23 protein-coding genes, 2 tRNA genes and 1 riboswitch are annotated in these 22,468 nt (G+C 58.7%); of the genes, 9 read left to right on the forward strand and 16 right to left on the reverse strand.

Going from position 1 to position 22,468, the window contains the following annotated elements:
• The first annotated feature begins 117 nt into the window (after positions 1-117).
• Positions 118-576: a GatB/YqeY domain-containing protein gene (locus G560_RS0102900; RefSeq protein ID WP_022702817.1), complete on the forward strand. Its 459-nt coding sequence runs from the start codon at positions 118-120 to the stop codon at positions 574-576.
• 106 nt (positions 577-682) lie between these two features.
• On the opposite strand, the gene G560_RS20195 is transcribed toward G560_RS0102900, so the two are convergent.
• The 5 genes from G560_RS20195 to lipB all read right to left on the reverse strand — a co-directional run bounded on the left by G560_RS20195 (position 683) and on the right by lipB (position 4,923).
• Positions 683-1,078: a YbhB/YbcL family Raf kinase inhibitor-like protein gene (locus tag G560_RS20195; RefSeq protein WP_022702818.1), complete on the reverse strand. Its 396-nt coding sequence runs from the start codon at positions 1,076-1,078 to the stop codon at positions 683-685.
• 86 nt (positions 1,079-1,164) lie between these two features.
• Entirely contained in the window at positions 1,165-1,662 is a 498-nt protein-coding gene (locus G560_RS0102910) for a DUF2244 domain-containing protein (protein ID WP_022702819.1), read from the reverse strand.
• 141 nt (positions 1,663-1,803) lie between these two features.
• Entirely contained in the window at positions 1,804-3,477 is a 1,674-nt protein-coding gene (gene ctaD, locus G560_RS0102915; RefSeq protein ID WP_022702820.1) for a cytochrome c oxidase subunit I, read from the reverse strand.
• 157 nt (positions 3,478-3,634) lie between these two features.
• Positions 3,635-4,051 carry a c-type cytochrome gene (locus G560_RS0102920; protein ID WP_022702821.1) on the reverse strand — a complete coding sequence of 139 codons (417 nt, stop codon included), beginning with the start codon at positions 4,049-4,051 and terminating at the stop codon, positions 3,635-3,637.
• Between the two features lie 191 nt (positions 4,052-4,242).
• Positions 4,243-4,923 (reverse strand): lipoyl(octanoyl) transferase LipB, encoded by a 681-nt coding sequence (gene lipB / locus G560_RS0102925; protein WP_022702822.1) that lies wholly within the window; start codon positions 4,921-4,923, stop codon positions 4,243-4,245.
• A 115-nt stretch (positions 4,924-5,038) separates the two neighbouring features.
• Between lipB and G560_RS18355 the strand changes: the two genes are divergently transcribed.
• The 7 genes from G560_RS18355 to G560_RS0102965 all read left to right on the forward strand — a co-directional run bounded on the left by G560_RS18355 (position 5,039) and on the right by G560_RS0102965 (position 12,772).
• On the forward strand, positions 5,039-6,388 hold the full coding sequence (locus tag G560_RS18355; protein ID WP_022702823.1) for a peptidoglycan-binding domain-containing protein: 1,350 nt from the start codon (positions 5,039-5,041) through the stop codon (positions 6,386-6,388).
• Between the two features lie 160 nt (positions 6,389-6,548).
• Positions 6,549-6,635 (forward strand) — tRNA-Leu (locus tag G560_RS0102935).
• Between the two features lie 389 nt (positions 6,636-7,024).
• The gene (locus G560_RS0102945) at positions 7,025-8,125 is read left to right on the forward strand and encodes an ABC transporter ATP-binding protein (protein WP_022702825.1); all 1,101 of its coding nucleotides are present in this window, start codon (positions 7,025-7,027) and stop codon (positions 8,123-8,125) included.
• A gap of 80 nt (positions 8,126-8,205) precedes the next feature.
• On the forward strand, positions 8,206-9,282 hold the full coding sequence (locus tag G560_RS0102950; RefSeq protein ID WP_022702826.1) for an ABC transporter substrate-binding protein: 1,077 nt from the start codon (positions 8,206-8,208) through the stop codon (positions 9,280-9,282).
• Positions 9,283-9,423: 141 nt separating this feature from the next.
• Positions 9,424-10,497: an ABC transporter substrate-binding protein gene (locus G560_RS0102955; RefSeq protein WP_022702827.1), complete on the forward strand. Its 1,074-nt coding sequence runs from the start codon at positions 9,424-9,426 to the stop codon at positions 10,495-10,497.
• A 109-nt stretch (positions 10,498-10,606) separates the two neighbouring features.
• Complete coding sequence (locus G560_RS0102960) at positions 10,607-11,854, forward strand: ABC transporter permease (RefSeq protein ID WP_028913655.1); 1,248 nt, start codon at positions 10,607-10,609, stop codon at positions 11,852-11,854.
• Positions 11,855-11,860: 6 nt separating this feature from the next.
• Positions 11,861-12,772, forward strand: coding sequence for an ABC transporter permease (locus G560_RS0102965; protein ID WP_022702829.1), 912 nt, complete (start codon positions 11,861-11,863; stop codon positions 12,770-12,772).
• A gap of 273 nt (positions 12,773-13,045) precedes the next feature.
• Here the strand turns inward: G560_RS0102965 and G560_RS0102980 are convergent, their stop codons facing one another.
• From G560_RS0102980 to G560_RS0103015, 8 genes are all read right to left on the reverse strand, one after another.
• Positions 13,046-13,981, reverse strand: coding sequence for an AEC family transporter (locus G560_RS0102980; RefSeq protein WP_022702831.1), 936 nt, complete (start codon positions 13,979-13,981; stop codon positions 13,046-13,048).
• The gene (locus tag G560_RS0102985; protein ID WP_022702832.1) at positions 13,978-14,784 is read right to left on the reverse strand and encodes an MBL fold metallo-hydrolase; all 807 of its coding nucleotides are present in this window, start codon (positions 14,782-14,784) and stop codon (positions 13,978-13,980) included. The genes G560_RS0102980 and G560_RS0102985 overlap by 4 nt, the downstream gene beginning before the upstream one ends.
• Positions 14,781-15,569, reverse strand: coding sequence for a TatD family hydrolase (locus G560_RS0102990; protein ID WP_022702833.1), 789 nt, complete (start codon positions 15,567-15,569; stop codon positions 14,781-14,783). The genes G560_RS0102985 and G560_RS0102990 overlap by 4 nt, the downstream gene beginning before the upstream one ends.
• Positions 15,570-15,573: 4 nt before the next feature.
• Positions 15,574-16,713 carry a DNA polymerase III subunit delta' gene (locus tag G560_RS0102995; RefSeq protein ID WP_022702834.1) on the reverse strand — a complete coding sequence of 380 codons (1,140 nt, stop codon included), beginning with the start codon at positions 16,711-16,713 and terminating at the stop codon, positions 15,574-15,576.
• Complete coding sequence (gene tmk, locus G560_RS0103000; protein WP_022702835.1) at positions 16,710-17,366, reverse strand: dTMP kinase; 657 nt, start codon at positions 17,364-17,366, stop codon at positions 16,710-16,712. Before tmk ends, G560_RS0102995 begins: the two co-directional genes overlap by 4 nt.
• A complete protein-coding gene (locus tag G560_RS0103005) occupies positions 17,347-18,501 on the reverse strand; it encodes a D-alanyl-D-alanine carboxypeptidase family protein (RefSeq protein ID WP_022702836.1) in 1,155 nt (384 codons plus the stop codon). Before G560_RS0103005 ends, tmk begins: the two co-directional genes overlap by 20 nt.
• A gap of 45 nt (positions 18,502-18,546) precedes the next feature.
• Entirely contained in the window at positions 18,547-19,413 is an 867-nt protein-coding gene (locus G560_RS0103010; protein ID WP_022702837.1) for an SPOR domain-containing protein, read from the reverse strand.
• Between the two features lie 178 nt (positions 19,414-19,591).
• Positions 19,592-19,678, reverse strand: a tRNA-Ser gene (locus G560_RS0103015).
• A 178-nt stretch (positions 19,679-19,856) separates the two neighbouring features.
• On the opposite strand from G560_RS0103015, the gene G560_RS18360 reads away from it, so the two are divergent.
• Complete coding sequence (locus G560_RS18360; RefSeq protein WP_022702838.1) at positions 19,857-20,372, forward strand: chemotaxis protein CheD; 516 nt, start codon at positions 19,857-19,859, stop codon at positions 20,370-20,372.
• On the opposite strand, the gene cobF is transcribed toward G560_RS18360, so the two are convergent.
• Genes cobF through G560_RS20520 form a run of 3 tightly spaced genes read right to left on the reverse strand, consistent with a single transcriptional unit; the run spans position 20,369 to position 22,160 of the window.
• On the reverse strand, positions 20,369-21,130 hold the full coding sequence (cobF, locus tag G560_RS0103025; protein WP_022702839.1) for a precorrin-6A synthase (deacetylating): 762 nt from the start codon (positions 21,128-21,130) through the stop codon (positions 20,369-20,371). The genes G560_RS18360 and cobF overlap by 4 nt on opposite strands.
• A gap of 55 nt (positions 21,131-21,185) precedes the next feature.
• A complete protein-coding gene (locus G560_RS0103030; RefSeq protein WP_022702840.1) occupies positions 21,186-21,974 on the reverse strand; it encodes a CbtA family protein in 789 nt (262 codons plus the stop codon).
• 18 nt (positions 21,975-21,992) lie between these two features.
• Positions 21,993-22,160 carry a CbtB domain-containing protein gene (locus tag G560_RS20520; protein ID WP_022702841.1) on the reverse strand — a complete coding sequence of 56 codons (168 nt, stop codon included), beginning with the start codon at positions 22,158-22,160 and terminating at the stop codon, positions 21,993-21,995.
• A 33-nt stretch (positions 22,161-22,193) separates the two neighbouring features.
• A riboswitch (cobalamin riboswitch) is annotated at positions 22,194-22,413 on the reverse strand.
• Positions 22,414-22,468 lie beyond the last annotated feature (55 nt).

Here is a 22,468-nt window from a genome sequence, read left to right on the forward strand (position 1 = left end):
GGGGCGAAATGGAATATCGCACCTTTCCAATGGCTTGCAAAAATCCTGTCTGGTTGCGCGGGCTTTGGCTTCACGCTATGGTCGGCAGTTGCTGAAACCTTGGGAAAGAACACCAAAATGACTTTGCGCGATCGGCTGCAATCGGCCCTGAAAGATGCGATGCGGGCACGTGAGGCGGAGCGGCTTTCGACCCTGCGCCTGATCAATGCGGCCATCAAGGACCGTGAAATCGCAATGCGCGGTGACGGCGCCGAGGCCGTGGTGTCCGAGGCGGATATCACCGCCATTCTGTCCAAGATGGTCAAACAACGCCAAGAAAGCGCGCGCGTCTATGAAGAAGGCGGGCGGTTGGAGTTGGCTGAAAAAGAATTGAACGAAATCAAAGTTATAGAAGAGTTCTTGCCCCGCCAGATGGACGCGGAAGAAGTGGACGCCGCTATCGCCGCCGCGATTGCCGAGGCTGCGGCCACGTCGATCCGCGATATGGGCAAGGTGATGGGCGTGCTGAAGGGCAAGTTCACGGGCCAGATGGATTTTGCCATCGTTGGCCCGCGTGTCAAAGAGATGCTCAGTTAACGCGTTTCGATTAAAATACGCCTCACATATTGCAGCCTGAAATCAAAGATTTCAATGCGGTATGTGAGGCGCAGTGTTTCTGGTTAACGTCGAAACGCTAAACGCCCTATTCGGGGTATTTGCGCCGCGCTTTTGCAACCCCCAGCTTGCCGCTTGATTTGCCGCTTTGCGCTGTGGCCGTCCATTCATAGGTGTGGCGGCCACCGGGCGGACAGGGGCTTTTGTATTTGAACGCGCCGGGATCAATCGTTTTTTGGCTATTCCACGCCACCAACCCGCCGCCATGGTTGTAACCGGGCGCATCACGGTCGGTCAGTTTGAACCGGATGTATTTGGTCCCCGCAGGCACATCTTTGACCACAAAGCGCGGGTTCGCCACGGTGTTGGGGTTGCCGCTGGTGCAGGATTTCAGCCCCGCCCAATCAAAGGCGATATCAAAGGCAAGGGCAGGGGCCGCCGTAAGGGCAAGCGTTGCGGCAAGGCAAAGGGACAATCTGTTCATCGGGAAAACTCCTTTAGCGTCAATAAGCCCGCAGCTTACCGTGACCCGTGGCGCCCCTGTCAAGACCGCTGGGAACAGCGCAACCCTTAGGCCCACCCCCCTGCGTTATGGGCGCGCAACGCCTGCCGCAGACCGGCGACCAAAGTCACGCGTTCCCCCTCGGATAAAAACGCGCCCAATTCCACCTCGCGCGGGCCACCGGCCAGCGTGATGTACTCGGGCACCGGCCCCCCCGTCTTATGCTGCACCACGCGCACCCAATGCGGGTTCGCCTCCCACTCTTGCCGCTTGCCGCGCGGACCAACCCGCGTCAGATGCAATTGACTACCGTTAAACGTCAGCGTCTCGACGATCTCGCCGTCGCGGTAACTGCGCTCCAGCGCCCAATAGAGGCCCGTCACGGCCAGCACCAGGAACGGCAACAATCCCCACAGCACCGGCGACCCCAGAACGACCATCAAAGGGATCGCAACCAAAAAGGCCGTCCCGCCGATAAACGCTACAAACCCGCGCCGCGGAAGCGAGCGGTAGGGCCACAGGTGCAGCACCTGCGCGTCGGGTGATTTGGTCCATTCATAGGGCATGATCGGCCTTTGATAATCTGGGGGTTTCGCGAAACCTAGCGGGATCTGACCATAGGGCAAGCACCAACCCGCAGCACAAGAAAGGGCCCCGACATCGCTGTGGGGCCCTCTCGGTCTTATCTCTCAAACGGTTTGGGCCTTTTAGTGGCTATGGCCCTTGTCCCAGTCGGACTGCTTTGGCAGCTGCTCGAACGTGTGTTCGGGCGGCGGGCAAGGCAATGTCCATTCCAGCGTATCCGCATATTCATTCCAGTAGTTGTTTTCCGTGATGCGCTTGCCGAAGCGTAGCGAATAAACAACGATCCCGATAAAGAAGATGAAGGATGCAAAGGACAGGAACGCACCGACCGACGACCAATAGTTCCACTGCGCGAACGCCTCTGGATAGTCGATGTAACGGCGCGGCATGCCTTGGCGACCAAGGAAGTGCTGCGGGAAGAAGGTCAGGTTTGCACCGATGAACATCATCCAAAAGTGCAGCTTGGCCGCCCATTCCGGATACTCACGGCCCGACATTTTGCCGAACCAAAAGTAGATGCCTGCAAAGATCGCAAACACGGCCCCAAGGCTCATCACATAGTGGAAGTGCGCGATGACATAATAGGTGTCATGATACGCACGGTCCAAACCGGCTTGCGACAACACGATGCCCGTGACGCCCCCAACGGTGAACAAAAAGATGAACCCGAACGCCCAGTACATTGGTGCTTTCATGTCCAGCGATCCGCCCCACATGGTCGCGATCCACGAGAAGATCTTGATCCCCGTAGGCACCGCGATAACCATCGTTGCCAGCATGAAATAGGACTGCTGGGTCAGCGACATGCCAACGGTGTACATGTGGTGCGCCCAGACAACAAAGCCCAAGACCCCAATGGCCACCATCGCATAAACCATTGGCAAATAGCCAAAGATCGGCTTGCGCGAGAAGGTCGCGATAACCTGGGAAATGATCCCAAAGCCTGGAAGGATGATGATGTACACTTCTGGGTGGCCAAAGAACCACAAGATGTGCTGGTACAAAACCGGATCGCCGCCACCCGCCGCATCAAAGAACGTGGTGCCAAAGTTGCGGTCTGTCAGCAACATGGTGATCGCGCCCGCCAGAACCGGCAAAGCCAGTAGAATCAACCAAGCGGTGACAAACACCGACCATGCAAACAAAGGCACTTTGTGCAGGGTCATCCCCGGCGCGCGCATGTTCAAAAAGGTGGTGATGATGTTGATCGCGCCCAAGATCGACGACGCACCCGAAAGGTGAACCGCGAAAATTGCCAGATCCATCGCATAACCAGGTTCAATCGTTGACAGCGGCGGGTACAAAACCCAACCCACGCCCGCCCCATTCTGGTCGTTCCCACCGGGCGCCAAAACCGAAGCCACAGCAAGCGAGGTGCCCGCGACATACAGCCAATAGGACAGGTTATTCAGCCGCGGAAACGCCATATCCGGCGCGCCGATTTGCAATGGCATGAAATAGTTACCAAAACCGCCAAACAATGCTGGAATAACCACGAAGAACATCATCAAGATGCCGTGGGCTGTGATGATCACGTTCCAAAGGTGGCCGTTCGGTGTGCAGGTGTCACCCACAGCGGCTGCGGTAAAGCGCGCGCCTTCCAAGCACATGTACTGAACACCGGGGTGCATCAGTTCCATCCGCATGTATACGGTGAAAATAACCGAAATCAGGCCAACAAGGCCGCCGGTGAACAGGTATAGAAGACCGATGTCTTTGTGATTGGTTGACATAAACCAGCGAGTAAAGAACCCGCGTTCGTCATGTTCGTGGCCATGAATGGCTGCGTCGGCCATGCCTGCCCTCCCGTTTGCGTTCTACGATTCCAGCGCGCGGGAAAATCAGAGTCCCGCCGCCACTTGTAATCCTGTTCTAGAATGCCCAAGCGGCGGCGGCAATTGAAGACTTTGACGCAGATCAATAAAAACCGCGTCAAAGTCACATTTTTACGTGTCAGTTTGCCGCAGGGGCGACAGATGCCAGATAGGCAGCCAGATCTTCGCCGCCTTTTGCCAGCTTGAACGACATTTTCGATTTCGCGCCGGCATCGCCTGTTGCCTCAATCAAAAACGCCTTTGGATCGGCGATATAGGCAACGATGTTGGTTTCGTCCCAAACCAAACCGGCAGCACCAGCTGCGACAATCGAATCGCCATATTTGAAATCGGCGGCGCCAGCGGTGCGGCCAATGATGCCATACAGGTTCGGGCCGGTCTTGCCGCCCTTTACAATCTCGGTGCCGTCATCTGCGACGATCATGTGGCAGGACTTGCACTTTTTGAACTCTTTTTCGCCAACGGCGGCGTCGCCTGCAAAGGCGGGCGCTGACAGGGCCAAAAGGGCGGCGGTCGTGATTAGGGTCAGTTTCATGGCTCTTCCTTGTTCGTGTGTCATGCCGGGGCCGTCAGCCACGGTCGATGGTCGTTGCGCAGGGCGCTACCAGACAAGGTCTGGCGCTATGGCCCGGGCGCCTATCATAGCGCAGCTTTATACAGCTTGACATAGGTCAAGCTGGCGCAGGATCAATATCCTCGGGCGTTCTGCGAAAGGGTTACATAACCTTATTCACGACGAATTTCAAACACCGCCTCAAATTGCTGTCGCAGCGCCACATCGACATCGGCCATAGCGACGGGCAGGCCCAAATCAACCAAGCTGGTGACCCCGTGGTCGCTAATCCCGCAGGGCACAATGCCGGTAAAATGGTCCAGATCAGGTTCAACATTGATAGAAATTCCGTGAAAACTGACCCATTTGCGCAGTTTCACCCCAATCGCGGCGATTTTATCCTCGGCTGGTCCCGCGGGTCCTTTCCGGTCGGGCCGCACAACCCAAACCCCCACACGTCCCGCCCGCCGCTCGCCACGCACGTTGAAGCTGGCCAGTGTCGCGATCACCCAGTTTTCCAGCGCGCAGACAAATTTGCGCACATCGCGCCCGCGCTTGTTCAGGTCCAGCATCACATAGGCGACCCGCTGGCCCGGCCCGTGATAGGTGTATTGCCCGCCTCGCCCCGCCACAAACACGGGGAATCGGTCCGGCTCAACCAGATCAACCGCTTTGGCGCTGGTTCCGGCCGTATAAAGGGGGGGGTGTTCCAACAGCCAAACCGCCTCGGGCGCGGTGCCTGCGGCAATCTCGGCCACCCGCGCCTCCATAGCGGCCAAGGTTTCGGCATACGGCGCCAGCCCGTCCAGAACCCGCCATTCCACCGCACCAAGACCCTGATCAAACCTGTCCAAATTTTATCCTTTTTCGTTGCCCCATTGGGGTGGGTCAAAACAAACTGGACTCAATTCAAAGTCGTGATACCCTGACATAAGTGTAGCACGTAGGGCCTGCGGGCGGAGTTTTCAAATGGTATTCAAAAAAATTTCTACAGCATTTGTGGCAACGGCACTTGTCATAACACCCATGCAATCACAGGCCGGCGATGCCTTTGTCGGCGGCATTATCGGCGGGATTATTGGCGGGGCGATCGCGAACAGCGCGAATCAGAACCGCAAAACCACCACCCGCAAAGCGGCCCCGCGCAAGTCCACGCGCCCGGCTGTATCATCCGCCCAACGCGAATCGAATCGCGAGGTGCAGGTCGCGCTGAACTACTTCGGCTTTCCGGTTGGCACGCCGGACGGGTCGCTTGGCCCTAAATCGCGCGGCGCCATTTCGCAATATCAGGCGCTTTTGGGCTTTGCCCCGACCGGCAATCTGAACAGCTGGGAACAGGATCTGCTGGTCCAATCCTATTACCGCGCGCAGGCCGGTGGGCCGCTGACTGCACAGCAAATCGCCACAAATCCGCGCGGCACCCAAGGTTTGCTAATCACCTACCGCGATGAAAAGCTTGGCGTGGCACCCCCCGCCGCAACCGCAGCCATTGCAGGCCAAATGGCCGCCGCAGAACCAGTCGCAGAACCCGCGCCTGCCGCAGGCTTGTCGCCCGTGGCCGCTGCTGTTCCTCAGTTCGGCGCGCCTGCCACCTTGCCGTCCTTCATGGCGCAGAACGCGGCCCAGGTTTCGCTTGCCAGCTATTGCAACAAAATCTCGCTGTTGACCAATACCAACGGCGGTTTTGTAACCCCGGTCACGCTGACCGACCCGGGCTTTGCCTTGTCTGAACAATTCTGCCTTGCCCGCACCTATGCCATTGCGCAGGGCGAGGATCTGGTTTCCAAGGTTACAGGCTTTACCCCTCAACAAATCGCCCAGCAATGCGAAGGGTTTGGCCCCGTTATGCAGCCGCATGTGGCCGCTTTGGCGGTCAAATCACAAGCCGAGGTGCTGAACGGTGTCGCGGGCTTTGTCACGTCTTCCGGTATGGCGCCGATTCAGCTGGCAGGAACAGCCAAGATTTGTCTCGGCGTTGGTTATGTCACGGATAACATGGATGTCGCCATCGGCTCCGCGCTTATCCTGACCGCTGTGGGCGAGGCGGCCTATGCCGAATTGGTCGGCCATCACCTATCGGCAGGGATCGGCGCGCCGCAGCGCATGGATCAAGCCTTGCCGTGGTTTGATCAAAGCACGGGGGCAAGTGCCAATGGCGCATCGCAGGTGTTTGCACCGGGCATGGCAGACCGTGCCAACCTGATCAAACTGGCCGCCTATTCCGCAGCAGGTCGCCCTGTGCCGGGCACCACGCAGCCTACCACCGCCTCGACCTTGCCCACCTTCAGTGTGCCGACCACACCGCCGGCAAACCCTTAAATCCGGCACATTTTCGCGGTAATACAGCGTGCACCGCTGGGCCTCGTGCCCAGCGGTGTTTTTTATTCGCAGGCTTTGTGCGGTTTACGGCCCTGTGCATGCATATTTCAACTTGAGGTCCGCCGCCGCCTTCGCTAAGACCCAGCGCAGTCAAGATCGTGCGGTCGTGGCGGAATTGGTAGACGCGCAGCGTTGAGGTCGCTGTTCTTTAACCGGAGTGGGGGTTCGAGTCCCCCCGACCGCACCAACTTGGCCTTTCTCGGCAATTGCATCAAAACGCTGATATCGTGGCCTCATCTTTGGCCTGATGCATCGCGTTTTTGCCCCTTCTGGCCCCTTGGTAGATGTCGTTTTTGGGACATTGAATGGAGCAACAGAATCATTTTTCCCGATTTTCAGCATAGAATCCCAGCGTCAGGCGCTGACAGGCTGCCGCCAAATCGCCGCCTGATCCTCATCGAAATGCACCATGCAAGGCAAAACGCCTGCAATTTGCCGTCTATTCGCCCGATAATCCCGCATTTTTAAGAAACCTTCATCTGCCTGCGGCTGGCTGTTGCAAAATGCCTGACATTTCGCTTTAGTCGTTTTCAATCAGAGCGCAGGTCACCTGCCGGAACGATCAGGGAGATAAGGGTGGTTACACAACCCCAGAACGACGGTTTCGTCGTCTTCGATCATGTGCAAAAAAGCTATGACGGGGAAACGCTTGTTGTCAAAGATCTGAACTTGTCGATTGGCAAGGGCGAGTTTTTGACGATGCTTGGGCCATCGGGGTCGGGTAAGACAACTTGCCTGATGATGTTGGCGGGGTTTGAAACGGCGACCAGCGGCGATATTCGTCTTGATGGCCGCCCGATCAATTCGGTTCCGCCGCACAAGCGCGGCATTGGCATGGTGTTCCAAAACTATGCGCTGTTCCCGCACATGACCGTTGGCGAAAACCTTGCTTTCCCCCTCGAAGTGCGCGGCATGGGCAAGGATGAACGCGAAGCCAAGGTCAAACGCGCGCTGGATATGGTGCAGATGTATGACTTTATCAACCGCCGTCCCGCCCAGCTTTCGGGTGGTCAGCAGCAGCGGATAGCGCTTGCCCGCGCTTTGGTGTTCGACCCCAGCCTTGTGTTGATGGATGAACCCTTGGGCGCGCTTGATAAGCAGCTGCGCGAACATATGCAGTTCGAAATCAAGCATTTGCACGAAAGCCTTGGCATCACCGTGGTCTATGTGACCCACGACCAAAGCGAAGCTCTTACCATGTCGGACCGTGTGGCCGTGTTCAACGATGGCAAAATCCAACAGCTTGCCCCGCCGGATGAGCTGTATGAACGCCCCGACAACGCCTTTGTCGCCCAGTTCATTGGCGAAAATAACAAGCTGGAAGGCGTGATCGAAACCATTTCCGGCGACGAGGCCGAAGTGCGGCTTGCGACAGGCGAGCTGATTTCGGCCACCCCGGTGAACGTGACCAAAAAGGGCGAAAAGGTTCTTGTCTCCATTCGCCCCGAACGGGTCGAATTCAAATCCGAAATGATGCCGAAAGGCGCCCATATGATTGACGCCGAAGTGCTGGAATTCATCTATATGGGCGATCTGTTCCGCACCCGTCTGCGCGTTGCTGGACATGATGATTTCGTCATTAAATCGCGCAACACCCAAGGCCAGACCATGCTGCGCCCCGGTGAAAAGATCAAAATCGGATGGTCGCCCGCCGATGCGCGCGCCCTCCAGCCCTGACCGCACGCTTTAATCCGCTTGATAAGCCAAAGCGAAAGCGGAAAGATCAACTCACGTTTTACACAATAGGAGGCCTTGCTATGAAAAAGCTACTAATTCTATCCACTGCATTGGGGGCCCTGTCGCTTCCTGCCGTGGCGCAAGAGGTGAACATCATGGGCTGGGGCGGGTCGTATACCACCAGCCAGATCGAGGCGTATCACAAGCCTTTCGCGGAAAAGACCGGCATCAAGGTCGTGTCGATCGACAGCGACAACCCTGCGACCCCGATTAAGGCGCAGGTCGAAGCGGGGAATGTCACGTTTGACGTGGCCTCGGTCGAATTTGCCGATGCGGTGCGCTTTTGTGATGAAGGTTTGCTGGAAACCATTGATCCGGCGATTCTGACACCGGCCCCCGATGGTACGGCTGCGATTGACGACTTTTTGCCCGGCACAGTGACCGAATGCTTTGTTGCGACAGATGTGTTCGCCACCGTCATCGCTTTTAACGGTAAGGCATACGACGGCAAGGAAGCGCCCGCAACGATGGCTGACTTCTTTGACCTTACCAAATTTCCCGGCAAGCGCGGCTCGCGCAAAAATGCTAAAACGCTGCTCGAAATGGCGCTGATCGGTGACGGCGTTCCGACCGCTGATGTTTACGCGATTCTGGCCACCCCCGAAGGCGTTGAGCGTGCGTTTGCCAAGCTCGACACCATCAAGTCCGAAATGATCTGGTGGGAGGCGGGCGCCCAACCGCCGCAACTGCTTGCCGATGGCGAAGTCGCGATGACCGTGGCCTATAATGGCCGCATCTTTAACGCCAATGTGTCAGAAAATCAGGATTTCCGGATCATCTGGGATGGCCAGGTCTATGATGTTGAAGGGTGGGTTGTGCCAAAAGGCGCGCCAAACCTGCAAAACGCCATGGATTTCATCAGCTTCTCGACCGGCACCGAGCCGCTGGCAAAAGCTGCGGAATGGATCAGCTATGGCCCGCCCCGCAAATCGTCGGCACCGCTTGTCGGCATGTACCAAGACGGGAAAACCGAAATGGCCCCCAACCTGCCAACCAGCCCGGAAAACCTGACCAACGCCTTGTTTTCCAATCTGGAATTCTGGGCCGATCGTGACACAGACTTGAACGAGCGTTTTAACGCCTGGCTCTTGAAATAACCCTGATTAGGGGCCGCACCCCCTTGTGCGCGCCCCCACAGGGCAACGCCGATACGGCTCCCTTCCCTTGGCGGGGGGCCGTGTCAAAACTCAAAAGGTGGCTTCAAAACGCCGCCATATAAAAAGGTCCAACAGGAACTCATGAAAAAAATTCTTATCCTTTCCACCGCCCTATCCGGCTTTGCCTTTGCTGCCTCCGCACAAGAAGTCGTGCTGCTGTCGTGGGGCGGGTCCTATGGCAAAAGCCAGAATGAGGCGTATCTCAAGCCATTCACCGCGGAAACCGGCATCAAAACCACGATGGTCGATGCTGACAACCCTGCAACCCCGATCAAAGCGATGGTCGAGGCGAACAATGTCACCGTTGACGTGGTTGATCTCGAATTTGCCGACGCCGTGCGCCTGTGCGACGAAGGTCTGCTGGAACAGCTGGACAAATCCATCCTCGCCGATGGCGCCGATGGCACCCCCGCGATGGACGATTTCCTGCCCGGCGCTGTGACCGATTGTTCGGTGGCAACCATCGTGTTCTCGACCATGTACGCCTATGACACCACCAAATTCCCGAACGGTGGCCCGGCAACCATGGCCGACTTTTTCAACATGGAGGCCTTCCCGGGCAAGCGTGGCATGCGCAAAGGCGCCAAGGCCAACCTTGAAATGGCCCTGATGGGCGACGGCGTTCCAGCGGCTGACGTTTACGCAACGCTGGCCACCGATGAAGGCGTCGATCGCGCATTTGCCATGCTCGACAAAATCAAGGCCGACACAGTCTGGTGGGAAGCCGGCGCGCAGCCTCCACAGCTGTTGGCCGATGGCGAAGTTGCCATGTCTACCGCCTATAACGGCCGTATTTTTGCGGCTGCCGTAACCGAAGGCAAACCATTCGCCTCGGTCTGGGATGGTCAGGTCTATGAATATGACGTGCTTGCCATTCCAAAGGGCGCAAAGAACATGGACGCAGCCAAGCAGTTCCTGACCTTTGCCACCGGCACCCAGCGTCTGGCCGATCAGGCGAAATACATCTCCTATGGTCCGGCGCGCATTTCGTCCGGCCCATTGGTTGGTCTGTTCGAAGATGGCAAAACCGAAATGGCACCTTTCATGCCAACGGCAGAAGCGAACCTGAAGAACGCTTTGGCATCCGACTTTGAATTCTGGGCTGACCGCGACACCCAGTTGAACGAGCGTTTCAATTCCTGGTTGCTGAACTAATCCCAACCCCGAAGGGGCGCAGCCTTGCGCCCCTTCACCCTAACGCCCCGTCAGAGGGCGCTCAGAAAGACCCAACCGACAGGACCGAACCGCTATGGCCTCTCCAGATATGACCACTGACACAGACGTGTTGCGCACCGTTGACGGCACACCGCTGAAAACCGCCTTGGCAATCGCCTCGCGCCGCGCCCGTATCCGGGCCTTTATGCTGGTCCTGCCGCTTCTCATCTTTATCCTGCTCACCTTTGCCGTCCCCATCGGGCAAATGCTGTCGCGATCCTTCACCGATGATAAATTCTCGTCCAATATGGTCGAACTCGGGAAATGGTTTGATGACAATGCAAATGCCGCCCCCGATGAGGCCGCTTATACCGCCCTTGCAGCCGATCTTGTGACCGCCTCTAACGAGCGTACGGCCGGCAGCGTTGGCACCCGTATCAACTATGAACTGCCCGGCACCCGTTCCCTCTTTACCTCGGCCGCCCGCAAGGCTGACAAGCTGGAAGCGCCGTTCAAAGAGGCGATTATCGCCCTTGATAAGGATTGGGCCCGCGCCGATCTTTGGGCCGCCATGCGCTCGGCCTCGGCGGCCGCCACGACCAATTTTTACCAAGCCGCTCTTGACCGTCAAATCGGCGCGGATGGTAATTTTGAGGCAGCCCCCGAAAACACCCAGATCTACGTCAAACTCTTCGTCCGCACCTTTGTCATCTCTATCGTCATCACCTTGCTGTGCCTGATGCTGGGCTTTCCCATCGCCCATCTGCTCGCTGTTTTGCCGATGCGCTATGCCAGCTTGCTGATGATCCTGGTGCTGTTGCCGTTCTGGACCTCGCTTTTGGTGCGTACAACCAGCTGGATGGTCATCCTGCAAAGTCAGGGTGTGATAAACGATGTCCTCGTTGCCCTTCGTATTGTGGGCGAGGATGGCCGCTTGGCCATGATGTACAATCAAACCGGCACCATCATAGCGATGACCCACATCCTTTTGCCCTTCATGATCTTGCCGCTCTATTCGGTCATGAAAACCATCCCCCCCAGCTATGCCCGCGCCGCGCGCAGCCTTGGGGCGACCTCGTGGACCACCTTCCGCCGCATCTATCTGCCGCAAACCGTATCAGGCATCGGGGCAGGGGGCATCTTGTGCTTCATCCTCGCCGTTGGCTATTACATCACGCCCGCGCTTGTGGGGGGGGCAGATGGGACGCTGATTTCCAACCAAATCGCCTTCCACATGCAAAAATCGCTGAACTGGTCGCTGGCCGCCGCCTTGGCCGCCATGCTCTTGGCCGCAGTTCTGATCCTCTATTGGGCCTATGACCGCATCATCGGCATCGACAACATGAAGCTAGGGTAAACGCATATGGCACTTCCCATCTACGCCGACACCGCCGAACGTATCTGGTATTATTCCTATCGGGTGATCTGCGCGCTGATTTTTGTCTTTCTGATCGCGCCAATCCTGATCATCATGCCATTGTCGTTCAACGCCGAGGCTTATTTCACCTTTTCGCGTGAAATGCTGACATTCGATCCGGCGGGCTATTCGATGCGCTGGTATGACAACTTGCTGACCTTCGGCATGCAGGCCCCCGATGCCCTGCGCGATGGCGGCTGGTGGGCCGATGTCTGGGCCAATTCAAAATGGCTGCAAGCGGCGAAAAACTCGATCATCGTGGGGTTCTTTGCCACAATCGTGGCAACCGTATTGGGCACCATTGCCGCAATGGGCCTGTCGCGCCCCGAAATGCCCTACCGCAAGCTGATCATGGCGATCCTGATCTCGCCGATGATCGTGCCGATCATCATCACCGCCACGGGCCTGTTCTTCTTCTACTCCGATATTGGCCTCTCGGGCACCTACTTCGGCCTTGTCATGGCCCATGCCACGCTGGGCATTCCCTTTGTGATCATCACCGTGACAGCCACGATGATGGGCTTTGACCGCTCGCTGATCCGCGCTGCGCAAAACATGGGCGCAGGGCCGGTAACAACTTTCTTCAAGGTGCAATTGCCGCTGATCACACCGGGTGTTGTGTCGGGGGCCCTCTTCGCTTTCGTCACCTCGTTTGACGAAGTTGTCGTGGTTTTGTTCATCGGCAGCCACGAACAGCAAACCATCCCGCGCCAAATGTGGAACGGCATCCGCGAACAGATCAGCCCGTCGATCCTCGCAGTGGCGACCATCCTTGTGATCTTCTCGATCTGCCTCTTGACCGTCGTCGAACTCCTGCGCCGCCGCTCTGAACGCCTGCGCGGCGTGACGCCGTCCTAACCAAGCAGGCTCACCTTCAAACCTACAGCAACGCCGCCCCAATCAGGGCGGCGTTTGCCATTGTCCGCCGCCCAAAACACCGCAGGCTCACGCTTCCCTCTCCTCACATCATCTTGGCAAAAATGCCTCCGCCGGAGGCTCCGCCCCATCGGTCAAGAACCGGCCCCTTAAATTGCGCGCAATCGCGGACGCGGGTTAATATCAGGTTAATGAAAACCACCAACACCCTGATATAAAATGAAAATAGAAAATGTCCGCACGCGGGCAAACCCGTCACGGCAAAATATGCAGCCATCCCCAAGCGGTCAAAACCGTCCCTGCCGTGGCCAGCAAAACAGTCGATGCCGCGACCCGTTTTGCCACTCCATACATATTGGCATATAAAAACGCATTCACCCCCGGCGCCATCGCAGCGGTCAAAACAGCCGATCTCATCTGGTCCACATTCAGTCCGAAAACATGCCCCAACCCGTAGGTAATCATCGGATGAACAATCAAGGTCAGCCCGCAGACAAACCCGATGGTTTTCATATCCCCTTCCGGCCGGTACCGCAGCAAAACACCCCCCAGCCCGAACAAGGCCGCAGGAATCGCCGCACGCACCATCATATCCACCGCTGAGACGACCACCCCCGGCAAAGGCAGCCCCGACAGATTGACGGCAAATCCGCTTAAAATCCCGATCACCAACGGCTGGCTCAGGATAGATTTCACCACCCGCGCCGCCAGCGCCCGCTTGGCCAGCCCCGCATCTTTGCTGCGGACCATTTCCATCAGGCTGATCCCGACGGCGTATAAAAGCGGCGAATGCAGCGCAATAATCGCGTAATTCCCCGCCAAGGCCTGCGCCCCATAAGCCCGCTCCGTGATGGGCAGGCCCAACAGCAGCGTGTTGGAAAAGCTGGCCACAAAAGCAATCGCCAGCGCATCTGCAGGAGGCCGCGCAAACAAAACCCGCGCGCCAAGATAGCCCAGCCCCCCCGCCGCAAACGCCCCGATATAAAAGCTGAGCAAGAGGCCCGGATCAAAACTCTGCGCCAGATCCAGCTTGCTCATTGACCGAAACAGCAGCGCGGGCACCGCGAAATTCTGCGCGAACTTCATCACCCCATCAATTGCCGCCGCATCGACAATCTTGCGCCACGCCGCCACATAGCCCGCGCCAAGGATCAGGAAAACCGGAAGGATAACATCCAGCAGCGCATTCATGCAGGCGCGTCGATTTCTATCACCATGCCGTCATAGGCAGGCGTGATGTGGTCAGGCGTCTCGGCCGCAACCGTCGCGTAATCCAGATCGATATGCATATTCGTCAACACCGCCCGTTTCGGTTTGGCCCGCGCGATCCATTCCAATGTCAGGGCCAGATGGGCATGGGTCGGGTGCGGCATGCGGCGCAAGGCATCGACGACCCAAACCTCCAACCCCTCCAGCACCGCCCAACCCGCCGCAGGGATGGAAACCGCATCCGGCAAATAGGCCAAGCCGCCGATCCGGAACCCCAAGGCATCCATCCCGCCGTGGTTCGCCAAAAACGGCGTCAAAACCAAATCGCCCCCCGCACCCGACACGGTAACAGGGCCGTCAATCAGGTGTAGGTCCAGAATTGGCGGATAGGATGATCCCGGCAGTTGTTCAAACGCATAGGCAAACCGATCCCGCAGCGCCGTTTGTGTGGGCACATCGGCCCAAACCGGCAACCGGCCCCGCATGTTATAGACGATCTGGCGCAGATCATCGATCCCGTGGGTATGATCGGCATGCGAATGGGTGAAAACCACGCCGTCCATCGTGCCCACATTGGCATCCAAAAGCTGCTCGCGCATGTCGGGTGAGGTGTCGATCAAGACGCGGGTCACGCCGGCATCCGTTACGCGTTCGACCAGCATGGAACAGCGGCGGCGGCGGTTTTTGGGGTCTTTCGGGTCACAATCCCCCCAATGTCCGCCCAGCCGCGGCACGCCGCCCGACGACCCGCAGCCCAGAATAGTGAAACGCAGTTTTGCGGTCATTTGGCTTTCCAGAACAAACGGTCAAAGTTGGCGGTCGTGGCTGCGGCAAAATCGGCAAGGGTCAGGCCAAACACCTCGGCCCCGACCTTTGCGGTATGCGCGGTATAAGCCGGTTCATTGCGCCGCCCGCGATGGGGCGGGGGGGCAAGGTAGGGGCTGTCGGTTTCCAGCAAAATCCGGTCCAAGGGGGCGGCGGCAAAGATCGCGCGCAAGTCGCCCGATTTCGGGAACGCGGCGATGCCTGACATTGACAGATAAAACCCAAGGTCAAGGGCGGCCTGCCCCAGTTCGGCGCTGGATGAAAAGCAGTGCATGACGCAAGTATACGCACCCTTGCGGTATTCATCGGTCAAAATCGCGGCTATATCGTCATCGGCATCGCGGGCGTGGATGATCAGCGGCAACCCCGTTTCGCGCGCCGCCGTGATATGGATGCGCAGGCTGTCGCGCTGCATCGCGCCACTTTCCGCCGTATAATGATAATCCAAACCGCTTTCGCCGATCCCTACGAATTTCGGGTGTTGGGCCAGCTGGACCAACTGGTCCACGCTCGCCATCGGTTCGGTTGCCACGCTCATCGGGTGGGTACCTGCGGCATAGTAAACCGATGGGTTCGCCTCGGCAATCGCACGCACAAGGGGTTCGTTTTTCAGCTTGGTGCAAATGGTCACCATGCGGGCCACGCCAGCGGCATGGGCGCGGGCAATGATGTCCGGCAATTCGCCGTTGAAATCGGGGAAATCCAGATGGCAGTGGCTGTCAACGATCGTCGGGGGGTTGGTCATAGTCTCACCTCTGGGCGAGCCGTCCCGCCGTCTCGTCTATCCTTAGAACCATATCCATGAGAAGCGCGGCAGGGTCAAGGTTTACGGCCCTGCCACGGCGCGCGCGGGCAGCCAGACCTTGGGCCAGATCGGCCCATTGACGTGCGGCTATCGGGTGGGGCGACAGGCGCGCGATCAGTTCGGCCTCGCCTTTTGCCGCCTCGGGTGGGCAATGGCCAAGCGTGCCTGCGCGGGCAAGGCGGGCAAGAAACAGATCAATCAGCGCAAGGATCAGATCGAATTTTTCTTCGTTCCCGCGCCCTGCACCCAGTTCGGCCAGCGTTTGCGCGCGGTTACGGTCAAGGCGGGGCAGGGTGGCAAACAGGGAAATCAGACCGGCATAGAGCTTTAGCCCGTCAAGATTCATGATCCGTATCGCTTCGCCCACCGACCCGCCCGACAGTTCGGCAAAGGGCACGGGGTCATCGGGCGCATCGCCCGTCAGGGCCAGTGCCGTTGCCATATCCTGCGCATTCAACGGCGACAGCCGAAGTTCGCGGCAGCGCGACCGAATGGTGGGCAGCAGGCGAAACGGTTGGTGGCTGACCAGCAGCAGGGTCACGTTCGGCGGCGGTTCCTCTAGCAGTTTCAGCAGGGCGTTGGCAGCTTGGGGGTTCATCTCGTCCACCGCGTCGATGATCGCCACACGGCGGCCCCCATCGGCGGCGGACAAGGAAAAGTAGTTTTTCATCTTGCGCACTTCATCGACCGTAATCACCGATTTCAGCTTGCGTTTGTCATCATCCCACGCGCGGCGCAGCAAAAACAGCCGCGGTTCAGACAGGGCGATCAGGCGGTGCGAAATGGGGTGATCGGGCGAAATATCCAGCGTTTCCGGCGGCGGGGCGGCAAACATCCCGCCCGCTTCATCCGGTGTTGCCAGCAAAAACCGCGCGATTTTCCACGCCAGCGTCGCCTTACCAAGCCCAAGCGGGCCGGTGATCATCCAGCCGTGGTGCAGCTTGCCCGAACGGTAAGCATCAAGAAAGGTTTGTTCTGCCACCTGATGGCCTATCAAGGTGGGCGTTTCGCGCGGGTGCGGCGCGCCTGTCACCTGATCGGGTTGCGGGCGGTCCTCGATCGCGGTTTTGGGGGCGCGGCTCATGCCAGTTTGGCCAAGGCGGTGGCCAGCACATCGGCAGCAATCGTTTCAGGGTCGCGCGCGCCGTTGATGACGGCAAAGCGGGGTTCGGTCTGGGCAAGGGCAAGGAAGCCATCGCGCATACGGGCCTGCATTTCGCTGCCCATATCCTCAAACCGCTGTTCCGCGCCGGCACGGGCAACGGCACGGGAATGGCCCGTGGCGGCATCAATATCAATCAAGACGGTCAGATCAGGTTCAACGCCAATCATGCGTGCGTGCAGATCATCGACCATCACGCGCAGATCTGTACCCGAACCACGACGGATGCCTTGATACATGCGCGTGCTGTCGGCAAAACGGTCGGTTATCACCACCTCGCCACGCGCGAGGGCAGGGCGGATGGTCTTTTCCAGATGGTCGCGGCGCGCGGCGGTAAACAGCAAAATCTCGGTTTCGGGGGACCAGCGGTCGGGGTCGCCTTCCAGCACAAGGCGGCGAATATCCTCAGCCCCCGCGCTGCCACCGGGTTCACGGGTAAGATGGACGGTGTGGCCAAGCGCGCGCAAAGCCTCGGCCAGCATGCGGGCTTGGGTACTTTTGCCCGACCCGTCGATGCCCTCAAAGCTGATGAAAAGCCCGCGTGCGCCCGCCATATCAGGTGGCCGGTTCCGCATCGGACAAGAAACGCTTGTGCAAAACACTGACCGCTTTTTGCAGCCGCTGGGTAAAGCTGGCTTGGCCCACAGCGGCTTCGGTCAATAGGGGAATACGGCGTTCTGGCAGGTCTGGGACGGTGATCACCAATTCGCCAACTTCGGTGCCTGCCGCAAGCGGGGCCGTCAGCGGGCCGGTATAGGTGACGTCGGCCTTGACCCCGTCTTGCACAAGGGCGGGCACCAGCATCGACACATCTTGTGCCGCAACAAGGCCAACCGTTTTGGCCGACCCCAGCCAAACATCAGCATCGGCCACACGGGTCCCAGCTTTTATCACGGTTTTCAAAACGAACTGGCGAAAGGCCCAGTTCATCATGCGGTCCGCCTCTTCGGCGCGCTCTTTTTCCGATTCAAGGCCGGTGATCACGAAAATCACCCGCCTGTCGCCTTGCTTGGCAGACCCGACAAGCCCGTAACCTGCCTCGGCCGTATGGCCGGTTTTCAGCCCGTCTGCCCCGCCGCCCAGTTTCAACATGGGATTGCGGTTGTGGCGGTTGGCGGCTGCGCGGTCGGCAAAGTTGAATTCGGTTTCGGCAAAGATCGGGTAATATTCCGGAAATTCCTCGATCAAACGGCGGGCAAGGATGCCAAGGTCGCGCATCGACATGCGTTGGCGAGGGTCCGGCCAGCCCGAGGCGTTGGCAAAGTTAGAATTGGTCATCCCCAAGGCGATGGCGCGATCGGTCATTTGGCTGGAAAACGCCTCTTCGGTGCCAGAAAGCCCTTCGGCCACCACCACACAGGCATCATTGCCCGAATTGATGATAATTCCGTGGATCAGATCGCGCGCGGTGGGGCGGTCGCGTTCGTTCAAAAACATGGTCGATCCGCCCATATCCTTGGCGCGGGTAGACACGGTAAACTCGGTGTCCATCGTGACACGGCCATCGCGCAGCGCCTCGAAAAGCATATTCAGGGTCATCAGCTTGGACATCGACGCAGGCGGCAAGGATTGGTCGGCGTTTTTGTCCATCAGCACGGTTTGGGTCGCCATATCGTAAACCCATGCCGCCGTGGCCCGCGTCTCGAACGCCTGCGCCTGTCCGATAAAGGGCAAAAGCGCAAGCATGCACAAAAAGCGTTTGAATAGCATTATGGGCTCCTTGGGGTTCGGGTCGGATAGATGTGGGGCGAATGGTTAGCGAGACACGAAATAGGCGTCGGTGAAGCCCAAGCCTTTGACCTTGGACAAGGTGGCGTCACGTGCATTTGCAGCCGCTGGACCTGCGACAACGCGCCAGAAGGTTTTACCCTGTGTGCTGTCTTTGGTCACATTGGCGGCGACGCCGGCCTGTGTCAGCGTGGCGGCGGCGCGGTTGGCGTTGGCCTCGACGCTGAAAATGCCGATTTGGATCAGAGTCTTGCCACCTGTGCTTGGCGTCGCAGGTTTGGTTTCCGGCTTGGCGGTTGCCTTGGCTGCGGCCTTGGGTGGCGCTGCGGCTGCAATCGGTTTGCTCTCAACCTTATCCAATGCGGCCGTTGAAACCGGATCAAGCGCCGTTGTTTGCACGGCCTCATTGGCATCAAGGATCGGGCGGGTGGCATCGGGAACTTCGGCCTCGGCCTCTTCGCGGCGCAGGGCGGTTACGTTAATTTTGGTCGGGCCACCAGCCAGAATGCCCAAGGCGGCCGCCGCATCAGATGAGATTTGCAAGGCCGGACCGGGGTTGATCCGTTCACGCCGGAATAACGCGCCGATCACAAATTTGCCATTGGACGGGTTGCGCAAGATAACACGTTCAGGATCCTTGGCATCGGGCGAGGCGACCCAAACACCGCCAAGCGACGGGCGACCATCCCAAAGCGCCTCATCGCTGACTTGGAAAACCTGCGGCGCTTCGACGTCGCGGTCGACAAGCCGGACCGAGGTTTCACTCGACACCGCAGCGCCGGAACCGTCAGGATTATCCTTGCTGGCAAAAGGGTTACTGCCGTTTTGGCAGGCCGACACCCCAAAGGCCGCGGCGGATACCAGAAGGAAAACTTTAATCGTCGCTCGTGCCATTCTTTGCCCCTATTGCCGCGCGCATTCTGTGGCGCGCTTGTCGTCCTGTCATCGGTTTGCCAGCACAGAGCCTTTCAAACAGCGTGACGTTGTGGCGCATCATATCGTGATGCCTGCCCCGTGGAAAGGCCTAGGCCTGCATTCGGCGGAATTTGGCAAAGCCTGTGATAGGAAGGTCCGGATGGGGTGGGATTCGAACCCACGGTACGGTTCCCCGCACGCTAGTTTTCAAGACTAGAGCCTTAAACCACTCGGCCACCCATCCCGGACGCCGTCCTGATACCACGGTCTTTGGGGATTTCAAGCCCAAGTCGCAGCGAATATGCGATGCGCCGATCTGTTTCGGGATGTTGCAGCTTTACTTTGCATTAAGTCGCAGCGGTTACGGTGTTGGGTGGCGGCTTTGGGGGCAGGTCCCCCGCGATACAGAAAGGCGGTGATGGATGGGTTTGTCTTTGGCGATGGGGGCAGCGGTTGGGCGCCGCACGGTGCATGTTGTGCAAGGCCAGATCGGTGTGACCGGCGATGTCCGCATTGTTTTTACGGCGATTATAGGGTCTTGCGTTGTTGTTTGCCTGTTTGACCCCGTTGCGCGGGTTGGCGGCATGGCGCATTTCCTGTTCCCGGGGGGCGAGGCAAAGCGCCTCGATGAAACCAGATTTGGCCCCCAAGCGATTGCAGGGCTGATGTCGGGTATCGTGGCACAAGGCGGCGATGTGGCGCGATTTCGGGCCTGTCTCTTTGGCGGGGCAAAAGTGCATGACGGGCGCCGTGATATGGGCAAGCGCAACGCAGATTTTGCACAACGGTACTTGGCGGAACAGGGCGTTTTGGTGGTCCAATCGGGTTTGGGCGGCAGCCTTATGCGGCGCATTCGGTTTTCGCCGACCGATGGCCACTGCGACGAGGTGTTTTTAAGCCATGGTCAAGGCGAGGAGAAAGGGGATGTTCTACCCTAGGCTTGATCCGCTTTGCTGCGGTCAAGGATGTAAATATCCATGACCCAGCCATGCGCAGCCCGCAGGATTTTGCGGGTTTCGATGATCTTTGGCCCCGTTTCCGCCAGCGGGCCGCTGAGTGTGGTTTGTTGCGGCATGCCAACATAGGCCGCCCACCAGATCGTGGTGTTCTCCGTCGCGACATCGGTAAACGAACATTCGCCGTCCAGCATCACGGCAATGCGGTCACTGCCCGCAGGCCAGCCCCCATCGCGCAATTGCCGCCCCGTGGTCACGGTGAACGGGGCCGCCAGATCATTCAGCGGAATGGCATGCGCCGCTGTCAGCCCTTGAAGCGAGGTGATGCCAGGAATAACCGTTATAGCAGGACGGGGCGTCAGGCGCGATGCAATGCGCAACGTGCTGTCATACAGCGATGGATCCCCCCAAACCAACAAGGCCACGCGGGCCTTTGGCCCGTCCGTTCGCGCCAGCGTTTCGGCCCAGACGGTGGCGATCCGGTCATGCCAATCCTCGACCCGCTGAAGGTAATCCGGCGTCGCCTCATCCCGTGTCGGTAGATCGAATTCCACAATGCGGGTGGCGGGGTTTGTCACGACTTCAGCACAAATTTCACGCCGAATTTCGGCCAGATCGGCCTTGCTGTCGCCTTTGCGGGGGATCAAAACCACATCAACCGCGTTCAGCGTCCGGATCGCTTGCAGCGTGATATGTTCGGGGTTTCCGGTGCCGATGCCAACAAGGAACAGGTCTTTCATGGCACTCTCCGGCAGGGGCTATCCCCGACAGCGATGCCGCCGTCGGGGATAAAGTTCAAGCTTTTTCTTGCGACCAAAGGTATCCGGCCAACCAGCCCAGCACGGCCCAGACCGTCAGCGCCGTGGCCAGAACGCGGGCCGAAAACATCGCCGCAACTTCGGGCGGGGCAACGCCCCAATAGGCATCGGGCAGCGGTGCCCCGATGATATGGGGGGCTGCCAACAGCAATACCGCCGCAGCAATCGCCACATATCCACGCCCATAGGCCAGCAGCGCAAGGCCCGTGCCCGTGGATAAAACCGTCCCCCACCACCAGATTTGCCGCGCCGTCAGGTCTGCCGCAATCGTGCCGGGCAGTTCGGGCGCAAGCCCCAAAGATGGCGCAAGCTGAAAGCTGGCAAAGCCCGCAATCCCCCACAGCAACCCTTCACGCGCGGTGATGACCTTGCCAAAACTGGCCGCAAGGCCAAAGCCCGCGGTCAAAATCAGCGCATAGGCAACATAGATCAGGCCCGCAAACAAAACCGTCAGGCTGTTGCGGGTCAGGGGCGTAACCTCGCCCGCCTCATGCGAATGGGCGTGCCCATCGGCGGCAGGTTCGGCTGTCATATCGGCGGCCATACCTGTCGCAGGTTCGCTGGCGGTTTCATCGGTGGCTTGGTCTGTGTCGTGGTCATGAAGCGTTGGGGGGGCGGCGGCATTTTCAAAATGCACAATCGCCCCGGATTCATATTGTTCGCCCAACAGAATATACTGTTGCACAAATGCGAAATGAAGCAGGGCTGCAAGCAGACCGGCCACAAAGCCAGCGATCAACGCGCTGGTCACCATTTTCTGGATCATAGGGTGGAAAACGCTGCCTTAGTGGCAGGGAAATCCGGTCGCGTGACGCACGTCATGGGCCGCATCATGCAGCGTCGACGATTGCGCATGGCCCGCCACAAACAGAACCGTGCCGCCCAACAGGGCTACAAACAGAACCGACAGCAGGGCCGAGGATTTGGCAGTTGCTTGGGTATTCGTCGTCATTTTCAGTCTCCTTACCGTCTCACCCGACGGGATATGTGTTTCCTTCGCAAGGCCGGTCTCCTGACTCGCGGGTCGTAGCAGCTTTCCGCCTTCCCAACCGGAACCCCGGTCAGTGGCAATTTGGAAAGCCGCTCGCCGCATACAGTCGCGGGGGCGGTTGGGGTTTGGGCGCCTGATTAGGTCCGCCCGTTCCCATTCCCGTTTCAGTTCGGGCGCTTTGCGCCGATCGAACACCTTGCCCCACCCTTGTGCCGTTGAACGGGGGCACGGGTCAAGGTGAATTGCGGCGCGGGATCGCTGTTTCGCGA

The sequence above is a fragment of the Pseudorhodobacter ferrugineus DSM 5888 genome (genome assembly GCF_000420745.1).
Taxonomy (GTDB): Bacteria; Pseudomonadota; Alphaproteobacteria; order Rhodobacterales; family Rhodobacteraceae; genus Pseudorhodobacter; species Pseudorhodobacter ferrugineus.